At 61.1% G+C, this 22436-nt stretch carries 17 protein-coding genes; 9 read left to right on the plus strand and 8 right to left on the minus strand.

Translation table 11 applies throughout. The features are described from left to right. Positions 1-111 precede the first annotated feature (111 nt). From chvE to araD, 6 genes are all read left to right on the plus strand, one after another. Positions 112-1179: a multiple monosaccharide ABC transporter substrate-binding protein gene (gene chvE / locus AC1D17_RS01340; RefSeq protein ID WP_477563626.1), complete on the plus strand. Its 1068-nt coding sequence runs from the start codon at positions 112-114 to the stop codon at positions 1177-1179. 119 nt (positions 1180-1298) lie between these two features. After that, entirely contained in the window at positions 1299-2834 is a 1536-nt protein-coding gene (gene mmsA, locus AC1D17_RS01345; protein WP_477563627.1) for a multiple monosaccharide ABC transporter ATP-binding protein, read from the plus strand. Continuing rightward, entirely contained in the window at positions 2834-4042 is a 1209-nt protein-coding gene (mmsB, locus tag AC1D17_RS01350; protein ID WP_477563628.1) for a multiple monosaccharide ABC transporter permease, read from the plus strand. The genes mmsA and mmsB overlap by 1 nt, the downstream gene beginning before the upstream one ends. Before the next feature lie 228 nt (positions 4043-4270). Beyond that, the gene (araD1, locus tag AC1D17_RS01355) at positions 4271-5263 is read left to right on the plus strand and encodes an AraD1 family protein (RefSeq protein ID WP_477563629.1); all 993 of its coding nucleotides are present in this window, start codon (positions 4271-4273) and stop codon (positions 5261-5263) included. A gap of 69 nt (positions 5264-5332) precedes the next feature. Continuing rightward, positions 5333-6766 carry an aldehyde dehydrogenase family protein gene (locus tag AC1D17_RS01360; protein ID WP_477563630.1) on the plus strand — a complete coding sequence of 478 codons (1434 nt, stop codon included), beginning with the start codon at positions 5333-5335 and terminating at the stop codon, positions 6764-6766. 55 nt (positions 6767-6821) lie between these two features. Beyond that, positions 6822-8561 carry an L-arabinonate dehydratase gene (araD, locus tag AC1D17_RS01365; RefSeq protein ID WP_477563631.1) on the plus strand — a complete coding sequence of 580 codons (1740 nt, stop codon included), beginning with the start codon at positions 6822-6824 and terminating at the stop codon, positions 8559-8561. 59 nt (positions 8562-8620) lie between these two features. Here araD and AC1D17_RS01370 read toward each other — a convergent pair whose 3' ends face one another. Next, complete coding sequence (locus AC1D17_RS01370; protein WP_477563632.1) at positions 8621-10954, minus strand: acetamidase/formamidase family protein; 2334 nt, start codon at positions 10952-10954, stop codon at positions 8621-8623. A gap of 339 nt (positions 10955-11293) precedes the next feature. Between AC1D17_RS01370 and AC1D17_RS01375 the strand changes: the two genes are divergently transcribed. Beyond that, the gene (locus AC1D17_RS01375; protein WP_477563633.1) at positions 11294-12742 is read left to right on the plus strand and encodes an acetamidase/formamidase family protein; all 1449 of its coding nucleotides are present in this window, start codon (positions 11294-11296) and stop codon (positions 12740-12742) included. 154 nt (positions 12743-12896) lie between these two features. Here AC1D17_RS01375 and AC1D17_RS01380 read toward each other — a convergent pair whose 3' ends face one another. Genes AC1D17_RS01380 through AC1D17_RS01390 form a run of 3 tightly spaced genes read right to left on the minus strand, consistent with a single transcriptional unit; the run spans position 12897 to position 16075 of the window. Continuing rightward, positions 12897-13715 carry a transglutaminase family protein gene (locus AC1D17_RS01380; protein ID WP_477563634.1) on the minus strand — a complete coding sequence of 273 codons (819 nt, stop codon included), beginning with the start codon at positions 13713-13715 and terminating at the stop codon, positions 12897-12899. A 21-nt stretch (positions 13716-13736) separates the two neighbouring features. Further along, on the minus strand, positions 13737-14675 hold the full coding sequence (locus AC1D17_RS01385; protein WP_264223399.1) for an alpha-E domain-containing protein: 939 nt from the start codon (positions 14673-14675) through the stop codon (positions 13737-13739). 5 nt (positions 14676-14680) lie between these two features. Beyond that, entirely contained in the window at positions 14681-16075 is a 1395-nt protein-coding gene (locus AC1D17_RS01390) for a circularly permuted type 2 ATP-grasp protein (protein ID WP_477563851.1), read from the minus strand. Positions 16076-16446: 371 nt separating this feature from the next. On the opposite strand from AC1D17_RS01390, the gene AC1D17_RS01395 reads away from it, so the two are divergent. Beyond that, entirely contained in the window at positions 16447-17337 is an 891-nt protein-coding gene (locus tag AC1D17_RS01395) for a DMT family transporter (protein WP_477563635.1), read from the plus strand. A 55-nt stretch (positions 17338-17392) separates the two neighbouring features. Here the strand turns inward: AC1D17_RS01395 and AC1D17_RS01400 are convergent, their stop codons facing one another. Together AC1D17_RS01400 and AC1D17_RS01405 are read right to left on the minus strand one after the other, a co-directional pair. Then, entirely contained in the window at positions 17393-18952 is a 1560-nt protein-coding gene (locus AC1D17_RS01400) for a DEAD/DEAH box helicase (RefSeq protein ID WP_477563636.1), read from the minus strand. Positions 18953-19256: 304 nt separating this feature from the next. Further along, positions 19257-19382 carry a hypothetical protein gene (locus AC1D17_RS01405; protein WP_477563637.1) on the minus strand — a complete coding sequence of 42 codons (126 nt, stop codon included), beginning with the start codon at positions 19380-19382 and terminating at the stop codon, positions 19257-19259. Between the two features lie 99 nt (positions 19383-19481). Between AC1D17_RS01405 and AC1D17_RS01410 the strand changes: the two genes are divergently transcribed. Further along, positions 19482-19928, plus strand: coding sequence for a host attachment protein (locus tag AC1D17_RS01410; RefSeq protein ID WP_477563638.1), 447 nt, complete (start codon positions 19482-19484; stop codon positions 19926-19928). 7 nt (positions 19929-19935) lie between these two features. Here AC1D17_RS01410 and AC1D17_RS01415 read toward each other — a convergent pair whose 3' ends face one another. Together AC1D17_RS01415 and mnmC2 are read right to left on the minus strand one after the other, a co-directional pair. Beyond that, positions 19936-21522 carry a trimethylamine methyltransferase family protein gene (locus tag AC1D17_RS01415; RefSeq protein ID WP_477563639.1) on the minus strand — a complete coding sequence of 529 codons (1587 nt, stop codon included), beginning with the start codon at positions 21520-21522 and terminating at the stop codon, positions 19936-19938. A gap of 114 nt (positions 21523-21636) precedes the next feature. Then, a complete protein-coding gene (gene mnmC2 / locus AC1D17_RS01420; protein ID WP_477563852.1) occupies positions 21637-22302 on the minus strand; it encodes a tRNA (5-methylaminomethyl-2-thiouridine)(34)-methyltransferase MnmC2 in 666 nt (221 codons plus the stop codon). Positions 22303-22436 lie beyond the last annotated feature (134 nt).

Raw genomic sequence — 22436 nt, forward strand, 5'->3', positions numbered from 1 at the left:
TTCTTTCACCCCTTAAACCTCCGCCAAGGGACTTTAGTCTCTCGGCAACGCGAAGCGCTGCATATCGAGGCCGGCTGGCTGCCGCCTGGATCAACACTCAGGGAGAGATATATGAGATTAGTTACTTCGCTTCTCGCCGCCGCAGCGCTCAGCGTGGCGTCGTTCGTCGTTCCGGCGATCGCCCAGGACAAGGGCACCGTCGGCATCTCGATGCCAACCAAGACCTCGACCCGCTGGATTTCCGACGGCGAGACGATGGAAAAGCTGTTCAAGGAAGCCGGCTATACCCCGGACCTGCAGTTTGCTGACGACGACATTCCGAACCAGCTGGCCCAGATCGAAAACATGGTCACCAAGGGTGCCAAGGTTCTGATCATCGGCGCCATCGACGGTACGACGCTCTCCGACATCCTGGCCAAGGCTCACGAAGCTGGCGTCAAGGTCATCGCTTACGACCGCCTGATCCGCGATTCCGGCAATGTCGACTACTATGCAACGTTCGACAACTTCCAGGTTGGCGTTCTGCAGGCAACGACGCTGGTACAGGGCCTCAAGCTCGACGGCGCGACCGAGCCGAAGAATGTTGAACTGTTCGGCGGTTCGCCGGATGATAACAACGCCTTCTTCTTCTACGATGGTGCGATGTCGGTTCTGCAGCCGCTGATCGATGCCAAGAAGATCGTCGTCAAGTCCGGCCAGACGGGCATGGAAAAGGTCGGCACGCTGCGTTGGGACGGTGCTGTTGCACAGGCCCGCATGGAAAACCTGCTGTCCTCGACCTACACCGATGCCAAGGTTGACGGCGTTCTGTCGCCTTACGATGGTCTCTCCATCGGCATCATCTCGGCTCTGAAGGGTGTTGGCTACGGTTCCGGCGACATGCCGATGCCGATCGTTACCGGTCAGGACGCCGAACTTCCGTCGGTCAAGTCGATCCTCGCTGGCGAACAGTATTCCTCGATCTTCAAGGATACCCGCGAGCTTGCCAAGGTTGCCGTCTCGATGACGGACTCCATCATTGGCGGCAAGGAGCCGGAAATCAACGACACCAAGACCTACGACAACGGCGTCAAGGTTGTTCCGTCCTACCTCCTGAAGCCGGTCGCTGTTGACAAGACCAACGTCAAGGACGTTCTGGTCGGTGCTGGCTACTACACGGAAGACCAGATCAACAACTGATCCCGTCTTTTCCATCCGGGGCCCGCGATCAGTTGCGGGCCCTTTTATCTTGATGAGAGACTTGTATTGTCGTTGCGTCTGGCCTCATCATTCACGGACTGCCGCAGGATTACCTGAACATGGACAACATCATTCTCGAAATGCGGGGCATCACCAAGACGTTTCCGGGCGTCAAGGCCTTGGACAACGTCAACCTGAAGGTTCACGAGGGTGAAATTCACGCGCTGGTCGGCGAAAACGGAGCCGGCAAATCAACGCTGATGAAGGTTTTGAGCGGTGTCTATCCCGCTGGAACCTATGACGGCGAAATCCATTACGACCGTGAAGTTCGCCATTTCTCGACGATTTCGGATAGCGAGCATCTCGGCATCATCATCATTCACCAGGAGCTGGCGTTGGTGCCGCTGCTGTCGATTGCCGAAAATATCTTTCTCGGCAACGAGATCGCCACCAACGGCGTCATCGACTGGAAGCAGACTTTTCAGCGCACGCAGGGCCTGCTTGAAAAGGTCGGCCTCAAAGAGGCGCCATCGGCCCGTATCACCGATATCGGCGTCGGCAAGCAGCAGCTCGTCGAGATCGCCAAGGCGCTGTCCAAGAAGGTCCGGCTGCTCATCCTCGACGAACCGACGGCTTCGCTCAACGAGACCGATTCCGACGCGCTTCTGAAGCTCCTGATGGAATTCCGCAAGCAGGGCATGACCTCGATCATCATTTCGCACAAGCTGAACGAGATCAAGAAGGTCGCCGACAAGATCACCATCCTGCGCGATGGCGGCACGGTGGAAACGCTGAACTGTCACAACGAGGACATCAGCGAAGACCGGATCATCAAGGGCATGGTCGGCCGCGATATGGAAGACCGCTACCCGCCGCGCGAGCCGAAGGTCGGCGATATCCTGCTGGAAGTGAAGAACTGGAACGTCTTCCACCAGCAGCACCGCGACCGCCAGTTCCTGCACGACGTCAATTTCAACGTGCGCGCCGGCGAAGTCGTCGGCATTGCCGGCCTCATGGGTGCCGGCCGCACGGAAACGGTGATGAGCATCTTCGGCAAGTCCTGGGGTCACAAGATCACCGGCGAAGTTCACATGCATGGCAAGCTCGTTGATGTCAGCACCATCCCGCGCGCCATCGATGCCGGCCTTGCCTATGTGACCGAAGACCGCAAGCAGCTCGGCTTGGTGCTGAACAACAACATCATGCACAATACGACGCTTGCCAATCTGAATGCGGTTGCAAGCAACGGCGTGATCGATGACCACAAGGAGCGCAAGGTTGCGACCGACTACCGGTCGAAACTGCGTATCCGGTCCCATTCGATCTATCAGGAAGCCGTCAATCTGTCGGGTGGCAACCAGCAGAAGGTCGTCCTGTCCAAGTGGTTGTTCACCACGCCGGAAGTACTGATCCTCGACGAGCCGACGCGCGGCATCGATGTCGGGGCGAAGTATGAAATCTATACCATCATTAATCAGCTTGCCGCAGAGGGTAAGGGTATCCTGATGATCTCATCGGAAATGCCCGAACTTCTCGGAACCTGCGACCGGATCTACGTGATGAACGAAGGCCGCATCGTCGCCGAGCTTTCGAAGCAGGAAGCAAGCCAGGAATCCATTATGCGCGCCATCATGCGCTCCGGGGAGAAACACTAATGGTCGCCGAAACCAGCGCTCAGAAAACCACGCCCTCCATCGGGGAATATCTCAAGAACAATATCCGCGAATACGGCCTGCTCGTCGCGCTCGTGGTCATCATGCTTTTCTTTCAGTATTTGACTGATGGCGTTCTGTTCCGCCCGGTCAACCTGACCAACCTCATCCTGCAGAATTCCTTCATCGTCATCATGGCGCTGGGCATGCTGTTGATCATTGTTGCCGGCCATATCGATCTGTCGGTCGGCTCGATCGTCGCCTTCACCGGCGGCCTATCGGCGATCATGCTGGTCAAATGGGGGATTCATTTCTCCGTCGTCGTGCCGCTTTGCCTGATTTTGGGCGGTCTCGTGGGGGCAGCGCAAGGGTACTGGGTTGCCTACCAGAAAATCCCGGCGTTCATCGTGACACTGGCCGGCATGCTCGTTTTTCGCGGTCTGACCTACCTCATCCTGCAGAATCGGCCGATCGGTCCGTTCCCGAAGGATTTCCAGTCGCTGTCGACCGGCTTCGTCCCTGACTTCCTGTATTTCCTCAATCCGCTGCCCGGCACGATCACCAACTTCTTCTCGCTTGTCGTCGTGGTGGCGCTGGTTGCTTTGGCCATTTACTACGGTCTGCGCGATCGCCGGACCAATGAAAGGCACGGCACGGAAAACGAGCCCTTTGCGTTCTTTGCCGGCCAGATGGCGATCATTGCCGGCGTGGCGATTTTCCTCGGCTTCCAGCTCTCGACCTACAAGGGCTTCCCGAACGTCCTGATCGTCATGGCCCTGCTCATCGCGCTCTACACGTTCGTCACCACCCGCTCGACGATTGGCCGCCGCATCTACGCAATGGGCGGCAACGAGAAGGCGGCAAAGCTGTCCGGCATCAACACCGAACGGCTGACCTTCTACACCTTCGTCAACATGGGCGTGCTTGCGGCTCTTGCCGGCATGATCATCGCGGCACGCCTGAATTCGGCGACCCCGAAGGCCGGTGTCGGCTTCGAACTTGACGTCATCGCGGCCTGCTTCATCGGCGGCGCTTCGGCGTCGGGCGGCGTCGGCAAGATCACCGGCGCTGTTATCGGCGCTCTGATCATGGGTGTCATGAACAACGGTATGTCGATCATGGGCCTCGGCATCGACTACCAGCAGCTGGTCAAGGGCCTCGTGCTCCTCGCTGCCGTGTTCTTCGACGTCTACAACAAGAACAAGGGCTGACCGGTTCCGGTTGGTCCCGCGCGTCAGGTTTCCTGACTGCGCAAACGGGTGCCGGAGCGGTTGTCGCGCTGACGTTTGGCGCGATGCTCCGGCCCGCGCATCATAACGAGAACGGCGGCTTGCCGCCATGAACGGGAGCATGTGTCATGTTTCCCAACGGGTTGTTGTTGCCGAAAGCCAGCCGCTGGACGCCGATCAAACCGCCCGGATCTAGAAAAGGACAAGGCTGTGCTGATTTCTCAGGTGAAGAACAATGATGGCTCGATCACGGTGGCCGTTCGTGAATTGGGCGAGGGCGCCCGCGCCGTGAAGGGTGCGGCCAGCGTCTACACGCTGGCGATGGAAGCAGCCAATTCGGGCAAGAGCCTGAAGGCCGTCGTCGCGGCCCATGGTCTTGGCGACGAAGTCGATCTTCAGGACGTCTATGCCAAGGGGCTTTTCCTGCCGCCGATCACTCATCCGGATGACGCGCATCTGCATCTGACGGGTACCGGTCTCACCCATCTCGGCTCCGCATCGACGCGCGATGCGATGCATGCCGCGGTGTCGAAGGTCGAGGAAGGCGCCACCGATACGATGAAAATGTTCAAGATGGGTCTGGAAGGCGGCAAGCCGAAGCCGGGCGAGAAGGGCGTGCAGCCCGAATGGTTCTACAAGGGCAACGGCTCGCAGACAGTTGCTCCAGGCGGGGAACTCGTCTCGCCGTCCTTTGCCGAGGACGGTGGCGAAGAACCGGAAATGGCCGGCATCTACGTGATCTCCGACAAGGGCGCACCGTTCCGCATCGGCTTTGCGGTCGCCAACGAATTTTCCGACCACGTGACCGAACGGGTCAACTATCTCTATCTCGCCCATTCCAAGCTGCGGCCTGCAAGCTTCGGTCCGGAAATCCGGGTCGGCGAGGCGCCCGCCGACATTCGCGGCAGCTCGCGCATCATCCGCGATGGCACGGTTCTCTGGGAAAAGCCGTTCCTGTCGGGCGAAGCCAACATGTCCCATACTTTCGCCAATCTCGAATATCACCACTTCAAGTATGGAATTTTCCGTGCGCCGGGCGATGTCCATGTCCATATGTTCGGGACGGCGACGCTGTCCTTCGGCGATGGCATCAAGACCGAAGCGGGCGATATCTTCGAAATCGAGGCGTCCGAATTCGGTCTGCCGCTGCGCAACGCGCTGGCGATCGCCAGCGAAGACGAGATCACGATCGGTCAGCTCTGATCCGTTCATGCATTTGACTGCGGGTGCCGTTCTCAGGGTGTTCGCTGAAACCAAGGAGGCTTTGAGCCCATGACACTCCATCACAACCTGATCGCCGGCGAATGGGTCGGCAGCAACGGCGTTGAAAACATCAATCCGTCGAACACGAAGGAAATCGTCGGTCTCTATGCCACCGCCAGCGCCGACGATGCCAAGACCGCGATTGCCGCCGCAAAGGCCGCGTTTCCGGCCTGGTCGCGCTCGGGCATTCTCGAGCGTCATGCGATCCTGAAGAAGACCGCCGACGAAATCCTCGCCCGCAAGGAAGAGCTCGGCAACCTGCTCGCCCGCGAAGAAGGCAAGACGTTGCCGGAAGCGATCGGCGAGACCATCCGCGCGGCACAGATTTTCGATTTCTTCGCCGGCGAGGCTCTGCGCCTGGCAGGCGAGGTGCTGCCGTCGGCACGCCCGAACATCGGCGTCGAGATCACCCGCGAGCCGATCGGCGTCATCGGCATCATCACGCCGTGGAACTTCCCGATCGCCATTCCGGCCTGGAAGATCGCGCCGGCACTCTGCTACGGCAACACCGTCGTCTTCAAGCCTGCCGAGCTGGTACCCGGCTGCTCCTGGGCGATTGCCGATATTCTCAACCGTGCCGGCCTGCCGAAGGGCGTCTTGAACCTCGTCATGGGCAAGGGCTCGGTCGTTGGCCAGGCCATGCTCGACAGCCCGGATCTGGCCGGCATCACCTTTACCGGCTCGACGGGTACCGGCAAGCGGGTCGCCGCGTCCTCCATCGAGCATAACCGCAAGTTCCAGCTGGAAATGGGCGGCAAGAACCCGATGGTGGTACTGGACGATGCCGACCTGACCGTCGCTGTCGAAGCCGCGGCCAATTCCGGCTTCTTCTCGACCGGCCAGCGCTGCACGGCGTCGTCGCGACTGATCGTCACCGAAGGCATCCACGACAAGTTCGTCGCAGCCTTGACCGAAAAGCTGAAGACACTGGTGGTCGATGATGCGCTGAAGGCAGGAACCCATATCGGTCCGGTCGTCGATGAGCGCCAGCTTGCAACCGACACCGATTACATTGCCATCGGCCGCCAGGAAGGCGCCAAGCTCGCTTTCGGCGGCGAGACGATTACGCGCGAAAATCCGGGCTTCTACCTGCAGCCGACGCTGTTTACCGAGGCAACCAACCAGATGCGCATCAGCCGCGAAGAAATCTTCGGCCCCGTCGCCTCCGTCATCCGGGTCAAGGATTACGAGGAAGCGCTCTCGGTTGCCAACGACACGCCGTTCGGCCTGTCGGCGGGTATCGCGACGACGAGCCTGAAGCATGCGACGCATTTCAAGCGCAATTCGGAAGCCGGCATGGTGATGGTCAACCTGCCGACGGCTGGTGTTGATTTCCACGTGCCGTTCGGTGGCCGCAAGGCTTCCTCTTTCGGCTCGCGCGAGCAGGGCAAGTACGCGGCCGAGTTCTTCACCGTGGTGAAAACGGCTTATACGCTGGCTTAACGACGTTTCCGGACTGGGCAAGGCCCGGTCCGATCCCTCTTAAAGGACAAGGACTATGACGAAGAAAGCGGAATGGCCGCGCAGGCTGCGGTCCCAGGAATGGTACGGCGGCACGAGCCGCGACGTGATCTACCATCGCGGCTGGATGAAGAACCAGGGGTATCCGCACGACCTGTTCGACGGCCGGCCGGTGATCGGCATCCTCAACACCTGGTCGGATATGACGCCGTGCAACGGCCATCTGCGCGAGCTTGCCGAAAAGGTGAAGGCCGGCGTGTGGGAGGCTGGCGGCTTCCCGATGGAGGTGCCGGTATTCTCGGCATCGGAAAACACCTTCCGCCCGACGGCGATGATGTACCGCAACCTGGCGGCGCTGGCTATCGAAGAGACCATCCGCGGCCAGCCGATGGATGGCTGCGTGCTTTTGGTCGGTTGCGACAAGACCACGCCCTCGCTGATCATGGCAGCGGCCTCAGTCGACCTGCCCTCGATCGTCGTCACCGGCGGGCCGATGCTGAACGGCTATTTCCGCGGTGAGCGCGTCGGCTCGGGCACGCATCTGTGGAAATTCTCCGAGATGGTCAAGGCCGGCGAGATGACGCAGGATGAGTTCTTGGAGGCGGAAGCCTCGATGAGCCGTTCGTCGGGCACCTGTAACACCATGGGTACCGCCTCCACCATGGCCTCCATGGCGGAAGCCCTCGGCATGGCTCTGTCAGGCAATGCTGCGATCCCGGGCGTCGACTCCCGCCGCAAGGTGATGGCACAGCTCACCGGTCGACGGATCGTCCAGATGGTCAAGGACGATCTGAAGCCCTCCGACATCATGACGAAGAAGGCCTTCGAGAACGCCATCCGCACCAACGCGGCCATCGGCGGATCGACCAACGCTGTTATCCACCTGCTGGCCATGGCCGGCCGCGTCGGCATCGACCTGACACTGGATGATTGGGACCGTTGCGGCCGCGACGTGCCGACCATCGTCAACCTCATGCCGTCGGGCAAATACCTGATGGAAGAGTTCTTCTATGCCGGCGGTCTGCCGGTGGTCTTGAAGCGCCTCGGCGAGGCTGGCCTTCTGCACAAGGACGCGATAACGGTCTCTGGCGAAACCGTTTGGGACGAGGTCAAGGACGTCGTCAACTGGAACGAGGACGTCATTCTGCCTGCCGACAAGGCGCTGACGCAGTCGGGCGGCATCGTCGTCGTGCGCGGCAATCTCGCGCCCAAGGGCGCGGTGCTGAAGCCGTCAGCCGCTTCGCCGCATCTCTTGACGCATCGGGGCCGCGCGGTGGTGTTCGAGGACATCGACGACTACAAGGCCAAGATCAACGACGACAATCTCGACATCGACGAGACCTGCGTCATGGTCATGAAGAACTGTGGACCGAAGGGTTATCCGGGCATGGCCGAGGTCGGCAACATGGGTCTTCCGCCGAAAGTGCTGAAGAAGGGCATCACCGACATGGTGCGCATCTCCGACGCTCGCATGTCCGGCACCGCCTACGGTACTGTCGTGTTGCACACGTCGCCGGAAGCAGCGGTCGGCGGCCCGCTTGCCGTGGTGAAGAACGGCGATATGATCGAGCTCGACGTGCCGAACCGCCGCCTGCATCTCGACATTTCCGAAGCGGAACTGGCGCGGCGGCTTGCCGAGTGGCAGCCGAACCACGACCTGCCGACATCGGGCTATGCTTTCCTGCACCAGCAGCATGTCGAAGGGGCCGATACCGGCGCCGACCTCGACTTCCTCAAGGGATGTCGCGGAAACGCGGTCGGCAAGGACAGTCACTAACCGCTTATCCGCAGTTTGAAGCTGAAATCACAAGGTCTCCGGCATAACCTGCCGGAGACCTATTTCTTTTCTGCCCTCCCGGCAAAAAGCGATTTGCGGATGGTTGCGTGGACGCCGAGATTGCCGTCCGCCACCTGTGTGATGCCGAAATCGACCGCCAGCGACATCAGGCTCATGGCTTCGTCCTCGCTCAGCGCATAGGTATCCATCAGGAACCGGCGCGCCTGCTGGAATGCGTTGCGCAGGGCAAGGTCCACCGTGGACCGGCCGTAGACCTCGGCTTGCGCGTTGCGGCCGAGATCGCGCAGATATTGCGGATAGCTGAAGCTCTGGATAACCCAGCAGTCCGCAGTCTCGATCAGCGGCGCACCGAAGCCGTGCAGATGCGGGGGCAGCTGCTCATGCTGCTTGTGCAGCCTGATGCGGATGTCGCCGGTGAGCGAGCATTCAAGCCCGGTACCGTTGATCTCGCCGTCGCCTTGCGCGAAATGCCCGTCACCGATCGACAGGAGGGCGCCGGGAACGGAAACGGGCAGGTATATTTTCGATCCGGGACCTGCGCGCCAGTTGTCGATATTGCCGCCGAAATAGCCGGGCGGGATGGAATCGATGATCTCCGCCTCCCGCGGCGCGACGGCGATGAAGCCGAAATGTGGACGGGCAGGGACGCGCACGCCTTCGAGCAGCCTGTTTCTGGGCTGGATGCTGGCGCGGTCCACCGGAATGCCGGGGTAATCCATCGTGGCATGCACGACGCCGAAGGGATCGGTCTGCGGCGTCCACTCGAAGCTGTAGAGCGCCCGTGCATGCGCCGCATCCTGAAGGTCGATTTCATAGATGGTCACCGTTTCGCGGCGGCGGGTCTGGTCGAGCAGGTCGTGATACTGGAAGCCCCACCAGGCCGAAGCATTGCTGGCGAAGGCCTTGCCGGCAAAGTCGGGATTGGCGCAAGGGCGGGGGCTGATACCGAGTATCTCCACTTCGAGTATATCGCCCGGCTCGGCGCCGCGCACGTGGATCGGTCCCGTACAGATGTGCACGCCGAAACCTTCGCCAGCGCCGCGCCCGAACACCGAGGCGTTGATGGGACCTGCGCCACGGCGGTCGATAGCCTTGTATTCCGATGTCCACTCAAACACGCTTTCGGCACCGGGATCGCCCTTGATCATGCGTTCGTGGTCGTCGTAGGCATGCTGTGTCAGGGTCTCGATCGTGACGCGCTCGCCAGACCCGACCCTCAGCACCGGCGCCAGCAGGCGGCTGAGATATCCCCAATGCACCGTCGAGCGGTTGGCTGGAAGATAATGGTGGCGCGGGGTCTTTTCCCGGATTTCCACCTCAGCGGTGTCGCCGGCGGTAAACTGGACGGTTTTCGGGCGGCTGGGCGTCACGCCGCTACGGCCGCCCTGTACGGATGGCTTGCCTCTTTGCCGGCGAACCTCCCCGGTATCGGACAGGTTGCGGCGCAGGATGCGCGGCGAAATGCCGAAGGCGGTGCTGAAGGCGCGGGAGAAATGGGCCTGATCGCGAAAGCCCCAGCGGTTGCCGATTTCGGCGATGCTTTCGGCATTGTGGTTCGGATCGATCAGGTCGGCGCGGCACCGCTCGAGGCGCAGGTTGCGGACATAATCCGAAAAGCTCTCGCCGCGCTTTTCAAACAGGCGCTGCAGGTACCGCACGGACATGCCTTCCTTCGCTGCGATATCGGTCATGCCGAGATCGGTGTCTTGAAGCTGGCGCTCGATGGCGGCTGAAACCCGCCGGAAATGCGCGGCCTGCACCTGGGTCACGCCGCCCTCGTCCGCCTTCAGTTCGGACAAAAGGGCGCTTGCGGCAAGTTCCGTCACCGCTGTTTCCGCCACGCTCAGGTCGGCCTGGTCGATCAGGTCGATATGGCCCGCCAGGGTCCGCAGTATCGGCCGCACGGCGATGGCGGCGACCGTCTTGCCCAGTGCGACTGGAAAGGTCACCCTTGCGCGGCCAAGCCGCGATGCGAAGCCGGTGCGCGGCAGCCGCAGGATCAGGATCTCGAAATCGCTGCGCCAATCGATCGTCCAGCGGTCCGCCATGTCGAGCGCGCACAGAACGCCTTCCGCCAGCTCGATGGACTTGCGCCCGCAGATCAGCCGCCCGCGCCCGGACAGACAGAGGATGAGGGAGACCGGACTGTTGGCGCTTGCCTGCACAATGCTCTGCAATTGCTGGGGTCGCGAATGGAGAAGCGCCAGAACGGCGCCGCTTTGCGAATGCCGCAGTGTGATCGAACCGCTCGCCGGTCCGCGTTCCGGCATCCGGCAATCGAGCGATAATGCCATCAGCGCACCCAGCCAGGCATTCTGGCGGGCCTCGGCCGGAAACTGATCGATCGCGATATGCTCGGCTGCCTGATCCATGCAAATCCCTTCTTGCGTGGGGTCTATCCGCAAGCGCGCTGCCGTTGCGCCTCCTCAGGATAGCATGCTGAGGGAAGTTTAACCGCACTGCAGCAATTTTTCTTGTTCCCAGACGAACAATCTCTTGCTTCGTGATGCCGCGCGGGCTGATCCCGGCACACTCGATAATTTTAGGAATTCATTTAAGCATATGAAAATATTTTATTATTTTTGATTTTTTGCTCTGCTCTCGGTGCCAAACGCTGCCGATGCCGGCCGGTGGCGGCCATTGTCATCGCTCGATCCGTCACAAATACTTTGCCCCGTCGAAGCACTTTTAAGGGGAAAGGAACGAAAAAAATGTGCCATGGAGACGACGTGAATTGTCCGCATTTTGCGGCGCACTACAAGACATTCAAGGAAGATATGAACGTCGAGCGGCGCGGCTTCCTGAAGAGCAGTTTTGCGGCTGCGGGCGGTCTTGCCGCCCTCGGCGCGGGAACGATGACGCTGGTCACGCCCGAGCTGGCTAAGGCCAGCGCCGCCAAGCAGCCCGCCAAGCAATCCTATCACTATCTGCCCGCCAACGCCGATACGGTTCACTGGGGCTATTTCAGCAAGACGCTGAAGCCGCAGGTGGAAGTGGAGAGCGGCGACATCGTCACCATCGAGACGCTGACGCATCATGCGGGCGACGATCTGGAGCGCATGGTCAAGGGGGACGAGGGGGCGGAAAGCGTCTACCTCTGGACCAAGGAAAAGAAGGGCGTCGACCGGCGTGGCGCCGGACCGACCGACCCCGCCGTCTACAAGAAGGGTTCCGGCGAAGGCATGGGCGTGCACATCATGACCGGTCCGGTCTATGTGCGCGGCGCCGAGCCGGGCGATATTCTGGAGGTCCGCATCATCGATTGCGTGCCGCGCCCGTCAGCCAATCCGGACTTCAAGGGCAAGGCCTTCGGGTCAAATGCGGCGGCCAATTGGGGTTTCCACTACAACCATCTTCTCGACGGCAAGAAGCGCGAGGTCATCACGATCTATGAGATCGATGCAACGGGCAGCCGCAACTGGGCGCAGGCGGCCTATAATTTCCGGTGGGTGCCGCAGAAAGACCCGTTCGGCGTCATGCACGAGACGATCGACTATCCCGGCGTGCCCGTGGATCACAGCATCACCAAGCGCAATTACGACGTGCTGAAGGGTGTGCGGCTTCCGATCCGCCCGCACTTCGGCACGCTCGGCCTTGCGCCCGCCGAAGTGGATTTCGTCGATACGATTCCGCCCAGCTATACCGGCGGCAATATCGACAACTGGCGTATCGGCAAGGGGGCGACGATGTACTATCCCGTCTCCGTCGCCGGCGCCATGCTCTCGGTCGGGGATCCTCATGCCTCGCAAGGCGACAGCGAACTGTGCGGAACAGCGATCGAATGCTCGCTGACCGGCACATTCCAGCTCATCGTTCACAAGAAGGCGGACCTCGCCGGCACGCCGCTGGAGGAGCTGAACTATCCGATGCTGGAAACCAAGGACGACTGGCTGGTTCACGGCTTCAGTTTCGCCAACTATCTGGAGGAACTGGGCTCCAGTGCGCAGACCGAGATCTACTCGAAGTCGTCGGTCGATCTGGCGCTGCGCGATGCCTTCAAGAAGATGCGCCATTTCCTGATGAAGACGAAGGGACTGACGGAAGACGAGGCGATCTCGCTGATGTCCATCGGCGTCGACTTCGGCATCACCCAGGTGGTCGACGGGAACTGGGGCGTGCACGCCATCGTCAAGAAGGACATTTTCGCCGGCATGGCGTGATGCGCTTTCACCCGGCCTCTACAGCGCCGCGCGTCATTCGTGACGCGCAAACGTCGCTGTAACCTTTTAAACTTGCTGCATAATTTTTCCTTAAATCGATTCCGACTTAAGGAATTATGCAGTAGGAGCCCGGTGATCCAAACGCCGGAGCCGGTCAGGACTGGCTCTGGCTCTGTTCCTGCTGCTCAACAGTCACCGAGACTTTCAGCGCTTCGCTCGCTGAACCGTGGATCAGGCCGGAAATCGGCGCTGCGTCGCGATAGTCCAGCCCGCAGGCGATGCGGACATAGCGGTCGTCAGGGCACATCTTGTTGGCGGCATCGAAGCCGACCCAGCCGAGACCGTTGAGGTGCACTTCGGCCCAGGCGTGGCTGGCCGTCTGCTCCGGATGATCTTCCATCATCAGGTATCCGGAAACGTAGCGCGCGGGCAGGCCCAGCGTGCGCGCGGCGGCGATCATGATATGGGCGTGATCCTGGCAGACGCCGCTCTTTTGCAGGAGGGCCTGCTCTGCCGTTGTCTCCGTTCCTGTCTCGCCCTGCCGGTATTCGACGATCTCATTGATCTTGCCCATTAGCGCATGCATCCTGGCAAGATCCGTCTCGCCGCTCATTGCCTTGGCGAGGTTGCGGATGGGCTTGGTCATCTTGGTGAGCGGCGTTTCGCGCAAATAGAGCCAGAGCGGCGCATAGGCCTGGTGGGGGCCGTAGACACCCGCCTTGTCTTCCGTCTCGATCTCGCCTGAAGCTGTGATGCGGATAGACGTCTGGTCGCCATGGACGCTGACGAGGTTTACCCGGTTGCCGAAATGGTCGTCATAGCCGACCTCCATCTTGGCGCCCTCGACGGCGGTTTCCCAGCTGATGACGGTCTGACCTGGCTGCGACAGTGGCGTCAGGCGCAGACGCTGCAGCGAATACTGCACCGGTTCGTCATAGGTATATTCGGTGGTGTGGCTGATCTTCAGACGCATGTACTCTCTCCCATCCGAATCTCAGTTGAACCGGTAACCGTCGGAGATTTCCTGTCCCAGACGGTTGTTGTGGCTGATGAAATTCTCGATGTATTCGTGCAGCCCCTGGTCCATCACGTCCTTGATCGAGTGATTGCGCAGGGAGGAGAGGGTTTCTTCCGCCGTTGCGTGTGCTGCATGGCCTTCGCCGTATTCGCGGGCGAGATAGCCGAGATTGCTGACGATCTTGTCGTAGCAATAGGCAAGCGACCGGGGCATGCGGCCGTTGAGGATCAGGAAGTCGGCAATGTTGGATGGTTTGTATTCCGCCTCGTAGACCCAGCCGTAGGAGCGGTGCGCCGAAACCGAGCGCAGGATCGATTCCCACTGGACGTTGTCGATCGAGGAGCCGACCTGCGACACCGCCGGAAGCAGGACGTAGTATTTCACATCGAGAATGCGGGCGGTGTTGTCGGCCCGCTCGATGAAGGTGCCGATGCGTGAGAAGTTGAAGATCTCGTTGCGCAGCATCGTCCCGTGGAACGCGCCGCGGATCAGGCCCGTCATGCGCTTGATGCCGTCGATGACTTCGGGAAGGTCGGCCGGCCTGATGCGCCGGGAAAGGGTGGATTTGAGGTCGAGCCAGCATTCGTTGGTGGCTTCCCAGGTTTCCCGCGTCAGCGCTGTTCTCACCATGCGGGCATTGTTGCGGCCCGAATCGATGCAGGACATCACGCTCGAAGGATTGGCCCGGTCGCGCAGCAGAAAGTCGATGGCGTCGGCGCTCGTCAGTTTTTCGTAGAGATCGTCGTAGATATCGCGGACGCCCGAGCTTTGCAGCACGCCGTCCCAATCGTCTTCCGTTGCCTCCGAGCGGGTGAGCGACATGCGCAGGCCGGCATCGATCAGCCGGGCACTGTTTTCGGCCCGCTCGATATAGCGGAACATCCAGTAGAGGCCGTTTGCAGTTCTTCCAAGCATATGCATCAGTCCTCCAGAACCCAGGTATCCTTGGTGCCGCCGCCCTGGCTGGAATTCACCACCAGCGAGCCGGCCTTCAAAGCCACGCGGGTCAGCCCGCCTGGAATGATCTGCACCTTGTCGGAAACGAGGACATAAGGGCGAAGGTCCACATGGCGCGGAGCGATGCCCTTGTTGACGAGGATCGGCACGGTCGAAAGCGAAAGTGTCGGTTGCGCGATGTAGTTGGCAGGGCGCGCTTTCAGTTTTTCGGCAAAAGCAGCGCGCTCCTTCTTGGATGCGGTCGGCCCGACCAGCATGCCGTAACCGCCGGAGCCATGCACTTCCTTGACGACGAGATCGGCAAGGTTTTCCAGTACGTATTTCAGGCTGTCGTCTTCCGAACAGCGCCATGTTGGCACGTTCTCGAGCAGCGCCTTGCGGCCGGTATAGAACTCGACGATCTCGGGCATGTAGGAGTAGATCGCCTTGTCGTCGCAGATGCCGGTGCCTGGCGCATTGGCAATAGTGATATTGCCCGCCCGGTAGACATCCATGATGCCGGGAATGCCGAGCGCCGATTCGGGCTTGAAGGTCAGCGGATCGAGATAGTCGTCATCGACACGGCGGTAGAGCACGTCGATCGCCTCGTAGCCGCGGGTGGTGCGCATCTTCACCTTGCCGTCGATGACGCGCAGGTCCGAGCCTTCGACAAGCTCGACACCCATCATATCGGCGAGGAAGGCGTGCTCGTAATAGGCCGAATTGTAGATGCCGGGCGTCAGCACCGCAACGCGCGGCTTGCCTTCGCAGCCGGGAGGAGCGAGCGATGCCAGGCTGTGGCGCAAGAGGTAGGGATAGTTCTCGACCGGCCGGACGCGGTTTTGATGGAAGAGTTCCGGGAACATCTGCATCATCGTTTCGCGGTTTTCCAGCATGTAGGAAACGCCGGAGGGCGTGCGGGCATTGTCTTCCAGCACATAGAACTGGTCTTCGCCGGTGCGCACGATGTCGGTGCCGACGATATGGGTATAGACGCCGCCCGGCGGCCGGAAGCCGATCATCTGTGGCAGGAAGGCGACGTTGCGCTCGATCAGCTCGCGCGGCACACGGCCGGCCTTGATGATCTCCTGCTTGTGGTAGATGTCGTCAAGGAAGGCGTTGAGGGCGATGACCCGCTGTTCGATGCCCTGGGCCAGCTTGCGCCATTCACGGCCGGAAATGATGCGGGGGATGAGGTCGAAGGGGATGAGCTTTTCGGAGCTGTCCGCGTGTCCGTAGACCGCGAAGGTAATACCTGTCCTGCGGAAGATGTTCTCGGCCTCTTTCGATTTTGCAATCAGGCGGGCCTTGTCCTGGGCTGAGTACCAATCATTGTAAGTCGAGTACGGCTGGCGCGGGCTGTTGTCCGCATTCATCATTTCGTCAAATGCCAACGGTGTGATCCCCTTTTTTTGCCATTTGAGTACAACAACAGGGGCAATGCAAGAAGCATGCTCATTAGAGGGCAAAAGAAATTTCGGCTGGTGATCGCCGCTTTTTTGGGCTGACCCTGAGGTCAGAGTCCTGGAGATGCCGCCCTTTTCATCATGTCTTCGCGTCGGAGTGGCCAAGTAGTTCCATTCCGGTCCCTCGCCGGGAGTTGGAAATCTATTGAGTGCCTGATTTTTGTGCTGCCGGCGGATCGTGATCCGGGTCCTCGCTGAAGATAAACATCAGGAATTTTGCTTTGACCATCACCAAGCGTCCCTCTATCGCAGTCGGCGACGCAAAGATCACCTCTGGAGTTCGCATGACCCTCGACCGCCTGGCCCCGGCCATTTTCGTTCTGCTCTGGTCGACGGGATGGGTGATGGCGAAATATGCCGGCATCTACGCCGACCCGCTGACGTTCCTGGTGATGCGCTATCTTCTCGCGACGCTCTTGTTCGTCGGCTTCTGTCTGGCAACCGGTGCCGCATGGCCAAAGACCTGGACGGCGGCCGGACATGCCGTCGTCTCCGGCATCTTCCTGCATGGGCTCTATCTCGGCGCCGTCTGGTGGGCGATCGGACAAGGGGTTCCGGCGGCGATTTCCGGCATTATCGCCGGATTGCAGCCGCTGATGACGGCGGTTGCCGCGCCGGCCCTGATCGGCGAAAACCTGTCGGTTCAGCAGAGGCTCGGGCTAACGCTGGGCTTTCTCGGGATCGCGCTGGCCGTTGTTCCCAAGATGCTGGCCATCGATACCGGCGTGACGCCGATCCATCTGTTTCCGGTGGTCATCAATGTGCTCGGCATGGCGGCCGTCACCTACGGCACCCTCTATCAGAAACGGCACCTCCAGACCGGCGATATCCGCTCGACCGCGACCCTGCAATATGTCGGCGCCCTGATTGTTACGCTTCCTGCCGCGTTCTTGCTTGAGGATATGCGGGTGATCTGGAGCGTGCAGCTGTTTGCGGCCCTGACCTGGGCGGTGCTCGGCCTGTCGATGGGGGCGATTGCCTTGCTGCTTTATCTGATCCGGCGCGGTCAGGTCTCGAAGGCCGCGTCGCTGATCTATCTGGTGCCGCCGCTGGCAGCATTGCAGGCCTGGCTGCTGTTTGACGAAGCCCTGACGCCGCCGATGATCGCCGGCACGATGGTCGCGGTCACCGGCGTCTATCTCACCAACCGTAAACCGGTGGCGGTTCCGGCATAAAAAAACGGCGGGTCCAGCCCGCCGTTCTTCATCTCAATTCACTTTCGCGAAAGGCTTATGCCTCGTCGCGGCGCGGTCCGTTGCCGTTGGCACGGCGGCGCTGGCCTTGGGCACTGGCGCCATTGCCGCCTTCGCGGTTCTGGCCGCCTGCGGCGTTGCCGCCGTGGTTGCGGTTGCGCCATTCGCCCTGCTTGCCGCCGGGACGTCCGTTGCGGTTGCCGCCGGGACGCTTGGCAAGAGCCTGCTCGTGAGCTGCCTGTGCGGCCGGGCCCTGGCCCTTGCGGTGCGGCTTCTTCGCGTGGCTGTCGCCGGCCAAAAGATCGTCACCGGCAAACGGGCTCGGAGCCGAACGCTCGGTGCGGTGCACGTTGTCGCTGCCGCCCTGCGGACGCGGACGGCGCTCATTGTGGCCGTTGCCAGCGGGGCGGGAAGCGTTGCGGGCACCGTTGCCACCGCGAGCACCCTTCGGGCGGGCGCGGTCGGCCGGAACCTCACCGCTGGCGACAGCGATATCGATCTTCATCAGGCGCTCGATGTCGCGCAGCAGGCGGATTTCGTCCGGTGCGCAGAAAGCGATGGCAATGCCGTCGCGGCCGGCGCGGGCGGTACGGCCGATGCGGTGCACGTAGGCATCCGGCACTTCCGGCAGGTCGTAGTTGTAGACATGGGTGACGCCGGGAATATCGATGCCGCGGGCCGCAACGTCGGTTGCAACGAGAACGCGGGTTTCGCCATCACGGAAGGCCTTAAGTGCGCGTTCGCGCTGGCCCTGGCTCTTGTTGCCGTGGATCGAGGCGACGGAGAAGCCGACATGGTCCAGGTGCTTCATCAGCTTTTCGGCGCCGTGCTTGGTGCGCGAGAAAACCATGGCGCGGCCATCGGGATTTTCGGTCAGCGTCTTCTTGAGGATCTCGGTCTTCTGGCTGGCGCCGGCAACGAAATGGACGAACTGTTCGACCTTGTCGGCGGCCTTGCCCGGAGGCGAGACTTCGACGCGCTTCGGGTTGCTCAGATATTCGGCGGCCAGATCGGCGATCGCCTTCGGCATGGTGGCCGAAAACAAGAGCGTCTGGCGGTTCTTCGGCACCAGTTTGGATATCTTGCGCAGGTCATGGATGAAGCCGAGATCCAGCATCTGGTCGGCTTCGTCGAGAACCAGGTAACGGGCCTGGGTCAGGGTCACTGCCTTGCGGGCGATGAGATCGAGAAGACGGCCGGGCGTGGCGACGAGGATGTCGACGCCGCGGGAAAGCTGCTCGGACTGCTTGTTGATCGAGGCACCGCCGACGACCAGGCCGATCTTGATCGGCGTCTTCTTGACGAAGTCCTTGAGGTTGGCAGCGATCTGGTTCACCAGCTCGCGGGTCGGGGCGAGAACCAGCGCGCGGATGTTGCGCGGATCGGGACGCTTGCCGTCGGCCATCATCTTTTCGATCATCGGCAGGCCGAAAGCGGCGGTTTTGCCGGTGCCGGTCTGGGCAAGACCGATCAGGTCATGGCCTTCCATGACGAGCGGGATGGCTTCGGCCTGAATCGGCGTCGGCGTTTCGAAACCCAGGGAGGCGAGGGTCGAAAGCACGTGCTCGGAGAGGCCAAGGTCTTTGAAAGTGGTCAATGTAATACCTTTTCGGGGGCGCAAAACGAACAACGCCGGAACTGCACCATGCGGTTCCGGTTTCGCTTCGCGTCAAGAACCCCGCGTGATTTGGGAACTTGTGGGTTGATTAATCTCGTCTAGCGCATGCATCCTGCCACGTTTGGCAGGACATTCTCTAGTTGCGCTTATCCTTCGTTACGGATCGGTAGATCCCGCAGGGCTCGCTCACGCGGCGGCCAGAAGGTGACGCTGAGCCTCATGTCGTTGTTTTCCCGTCAAAAGTCAAGGGATAGTTTTTTGCAGGTGCGAAGAGACCGGTGGATCACGGCATGACCAGCTGGAAGTCGATGCAGGGATGACCGGGCCCGGCGGCGCTCCCGGTTACAATATTTTTGCGGGTGTCGAAATTTTTACGGAACATTCCTTTTTCCCGGCGCGTTGATTTCATCACGTGTCTCGTCTTGGGGGGAGGCACTGCGTGCGTTCAGTCCTGGCGCCGCCGGTGCCACGGCCTATGAACGTTGGGGCTCTGCTCGAGGATTGAACAATGACCATCACATGGATTCTTGCCGCAGACGGAAATCAGGCACGTCTTCTGAAGGGCGTGAATTTTCTCAAAAATGGGCGCCAGAGCCCCGAGCAGGAGGTTTTTCAGCTTGAGACCAGGCGCGCCCGGGACATCATGGCCGACAAACCGGGGCGCAGTCATTCCTCCGTGGGACATGGCCGCTCGGCGATGGAGTATCCCAGCGATCCGGTCCGTGAGGAACAGCAGAAGTTCACCGCCGACGTTGCCAGCAAAATAGACAGCTATGAGCAGGAGGGCGCATTCGACCGCCTTGTTGTTTGTGCGGCACCACAGACGCTTGGCGATCTGCGCTCCATGCTTTCCGCCGCAACGCGGGCCAAGACAACCGTGGAGATCAGCAAGGACTACAGCAATCTGCCGACGGACAAGCTGATTTCGTCGGTTCGTGCCGCGCTGTCGAACTGATTCTTCGTTAAAAATCCGTCGGAACGCCGCCTTCGGCTTTCCGGCGGGCAACAAACGCGTCAAGCTCCTCCTCGATGGCCGGATCGAGCGGCGGCTTCTCATATTCGTTCAGTTTATCCTTGAAGACGCGGTTGGCGTGATCGTAGGTCGTCGGCCGTCCGGCTTCGGTCCAGGTCTCGAAATTGCGCCAGTCCGACAGGATCGGCGAGTAGAAGGCCGTCTCGTAGCGGGCGAGCGTATGGGCGGTGCCGAAATAATGCCCTCCGGGGCCGACATCGCGCACGGCATCCAGCCCCAGCGCATCCTCGCTGACATCGAGCGGCGTCAGGAATTCGGCGACCATCTGCAGCATGTCGACATCGAGAATGAATTTTTCGAAGGAGGCCGTGAGCCCCCCCTCGCTCCAGCCGGCCGAGTGCATGATGAAATTGCCGCCCCCTTGCGTCAGCGCCCAGAGCGACAGGGCCGATTCATAGGCGGCCTGTGCATCGAGCGTGTTGGAAGCGTTGGTGTTGGAGGTGCGGTAGGGAACTTTGTAGCGGCGGGCGAGCTGTCCGCCGGCAATCACGGCCTTCATGTATTCGGGCGTGCCGAAGGCGGGCGCACCGGTTTTCATGTCCACATTCGAGGTGAAGCCGCCATACATGACAGGCGACCCGCGCCGGACCATCTGCGTAAATGCAATGCCCGCCAGCGCCTCGGCATTCTGCTGCACGACGGCGCCTGCGATCGTCACCGGCGCCATGGCGCCCGCCAGCGTGAACGGCGTGACGACGACGACCTGATTGCGCGACGACATTTCGATGATGCCCTGCAGCATCGGCCCATCAAGGCGCAGCGGCGAGGATGTGTTGATGATGGTGAACAGCGACGGCTCGCGTTCCATCTGCTCGGTGGAAATGCCGCGGCCGATGCGGGCAATCTCGATCGCGTCGATATTGCGCTGCTGGCCAAGCGAATAGCAGTGGAACACCTTGTCGGTGAGCTTCACCATGTCCGACAGGCAGTCGAGATGGCGCACGGAAGCGTGGATGTCGATCGGCTCGACCGGATAGCCGCCGGTGGTATGGATGATGTCATAGGACTGGGCGAGCTTGACCAGCTTGCGGAAATCCTCCTGGTTGCCGGCGCGCCGTCCGCCCTCGCGGTCGGCAACGAACGGTGCCGAGGCGATCTGCGCGAACACCAGGTTGTTGCCGCCGATCTCAACATTGCGCACCGGGTTGCGCGCATGCATGGTGAAGCCTGATGGCACGGACGCCATCATGTCCATGATCAGGCCGCGATCGAAACGCACCCGATCCGTGCCGGGCGTCAGATCGGCGCCGGCAGCCTTCATGCGGGCGCGGGCTTCGGGCAGGATCACGTCCATGCCGATCTCTTCAAGAATTGTCAGCGAGGCGTCGTGAATGGCCTCGAGCGCGTCTTCGGAGAGCACCGTTGATTTTGCCATCGTGTTGACGAGGTTCAGGTATTTTGAACTGCCGCTGCCCTTGCGGGAACGATCGGCGCCGCGGCCGCCGGTTCTGCGGCGCCGCTCGACCGGCGCGTCTGCCTCGCTTGTGGAGGCTTGCGGAAATTCGTTGTCGCTCATCGCTTTTCCATCGGTTTGGACAGAGCGTCATGTTGCCGTTTCGACGCGCCAAAGGCGCCACCATTTGCGACAGCAAATTTCCTTGAAAGAGAAGGGCAGTGTGAGGGCTGGTTTTTAAGCGACGCCGGATGTCGATTTCACGCCGCAGAGCATTTCGCGCTTGCTGCCGAAACCAGGCCGGCGTTCGACCGTGAAGCCTGCGGCCTGGAGATTTCGGCGCACGAAGCCGGCGGCGGCATAGGTCGCAAACGTGCCGCCCTCCACGGTCTTTTCATAGGCAAGCCGCATCAGCTCCTGCGACCACATGTCGGGATTGCGTTTGGGCGCGAAGCCATCGAGGTACCAGGCGTCGAACTTTTCCTGAAAACCATCGATCTCCTCGATGGCGGCACCGCACAGGACGGTGAGCCGCATTCCATCCTTGAAATCGAGGTCGATGCGGCCTTCCGGATGGGCCGGCCACTCAGCGCAAAGGGCCAGCCGTTCCGCCTCGATCTGCGGCCAGTGCGATAGCGCCCGGCCGATGTCGGGTCCGAGCATCGGAAACCGTTCGAACGAGACGAAATGCAGGTTTGCCCCCTCGACACGCATCTCCCTCCATTGCCGCCATGTTTCGCAGAAATTCAGCCCGGTGCCGAACCCGAGCTCGCCGATGCGGAACACGTTGCGGTGCTGCCAGCGTTCAGGCAGACCGTTGCCGCCGAGAAAGACATGCCCACACTCCGCCCGGCCATCTTCACGGCAATAAAAATGGTCGCCAAACTCCTGCGAATAGGGCATATCGCCCTCGTGCCATTCAAGGGTCTGCCGGTCTGGGGTCTGCCGGTCCGGGGTTTGCCGGTCCGTGGTTTCCCCGTCCGGCGCGGGCGTTACGTCCAAATGATCTCGGGTCATGGCGAAGCGATAGTCTCCAC

Source organism: Pararhizobium sp. P1_E7, assembly GCF_056405855.1.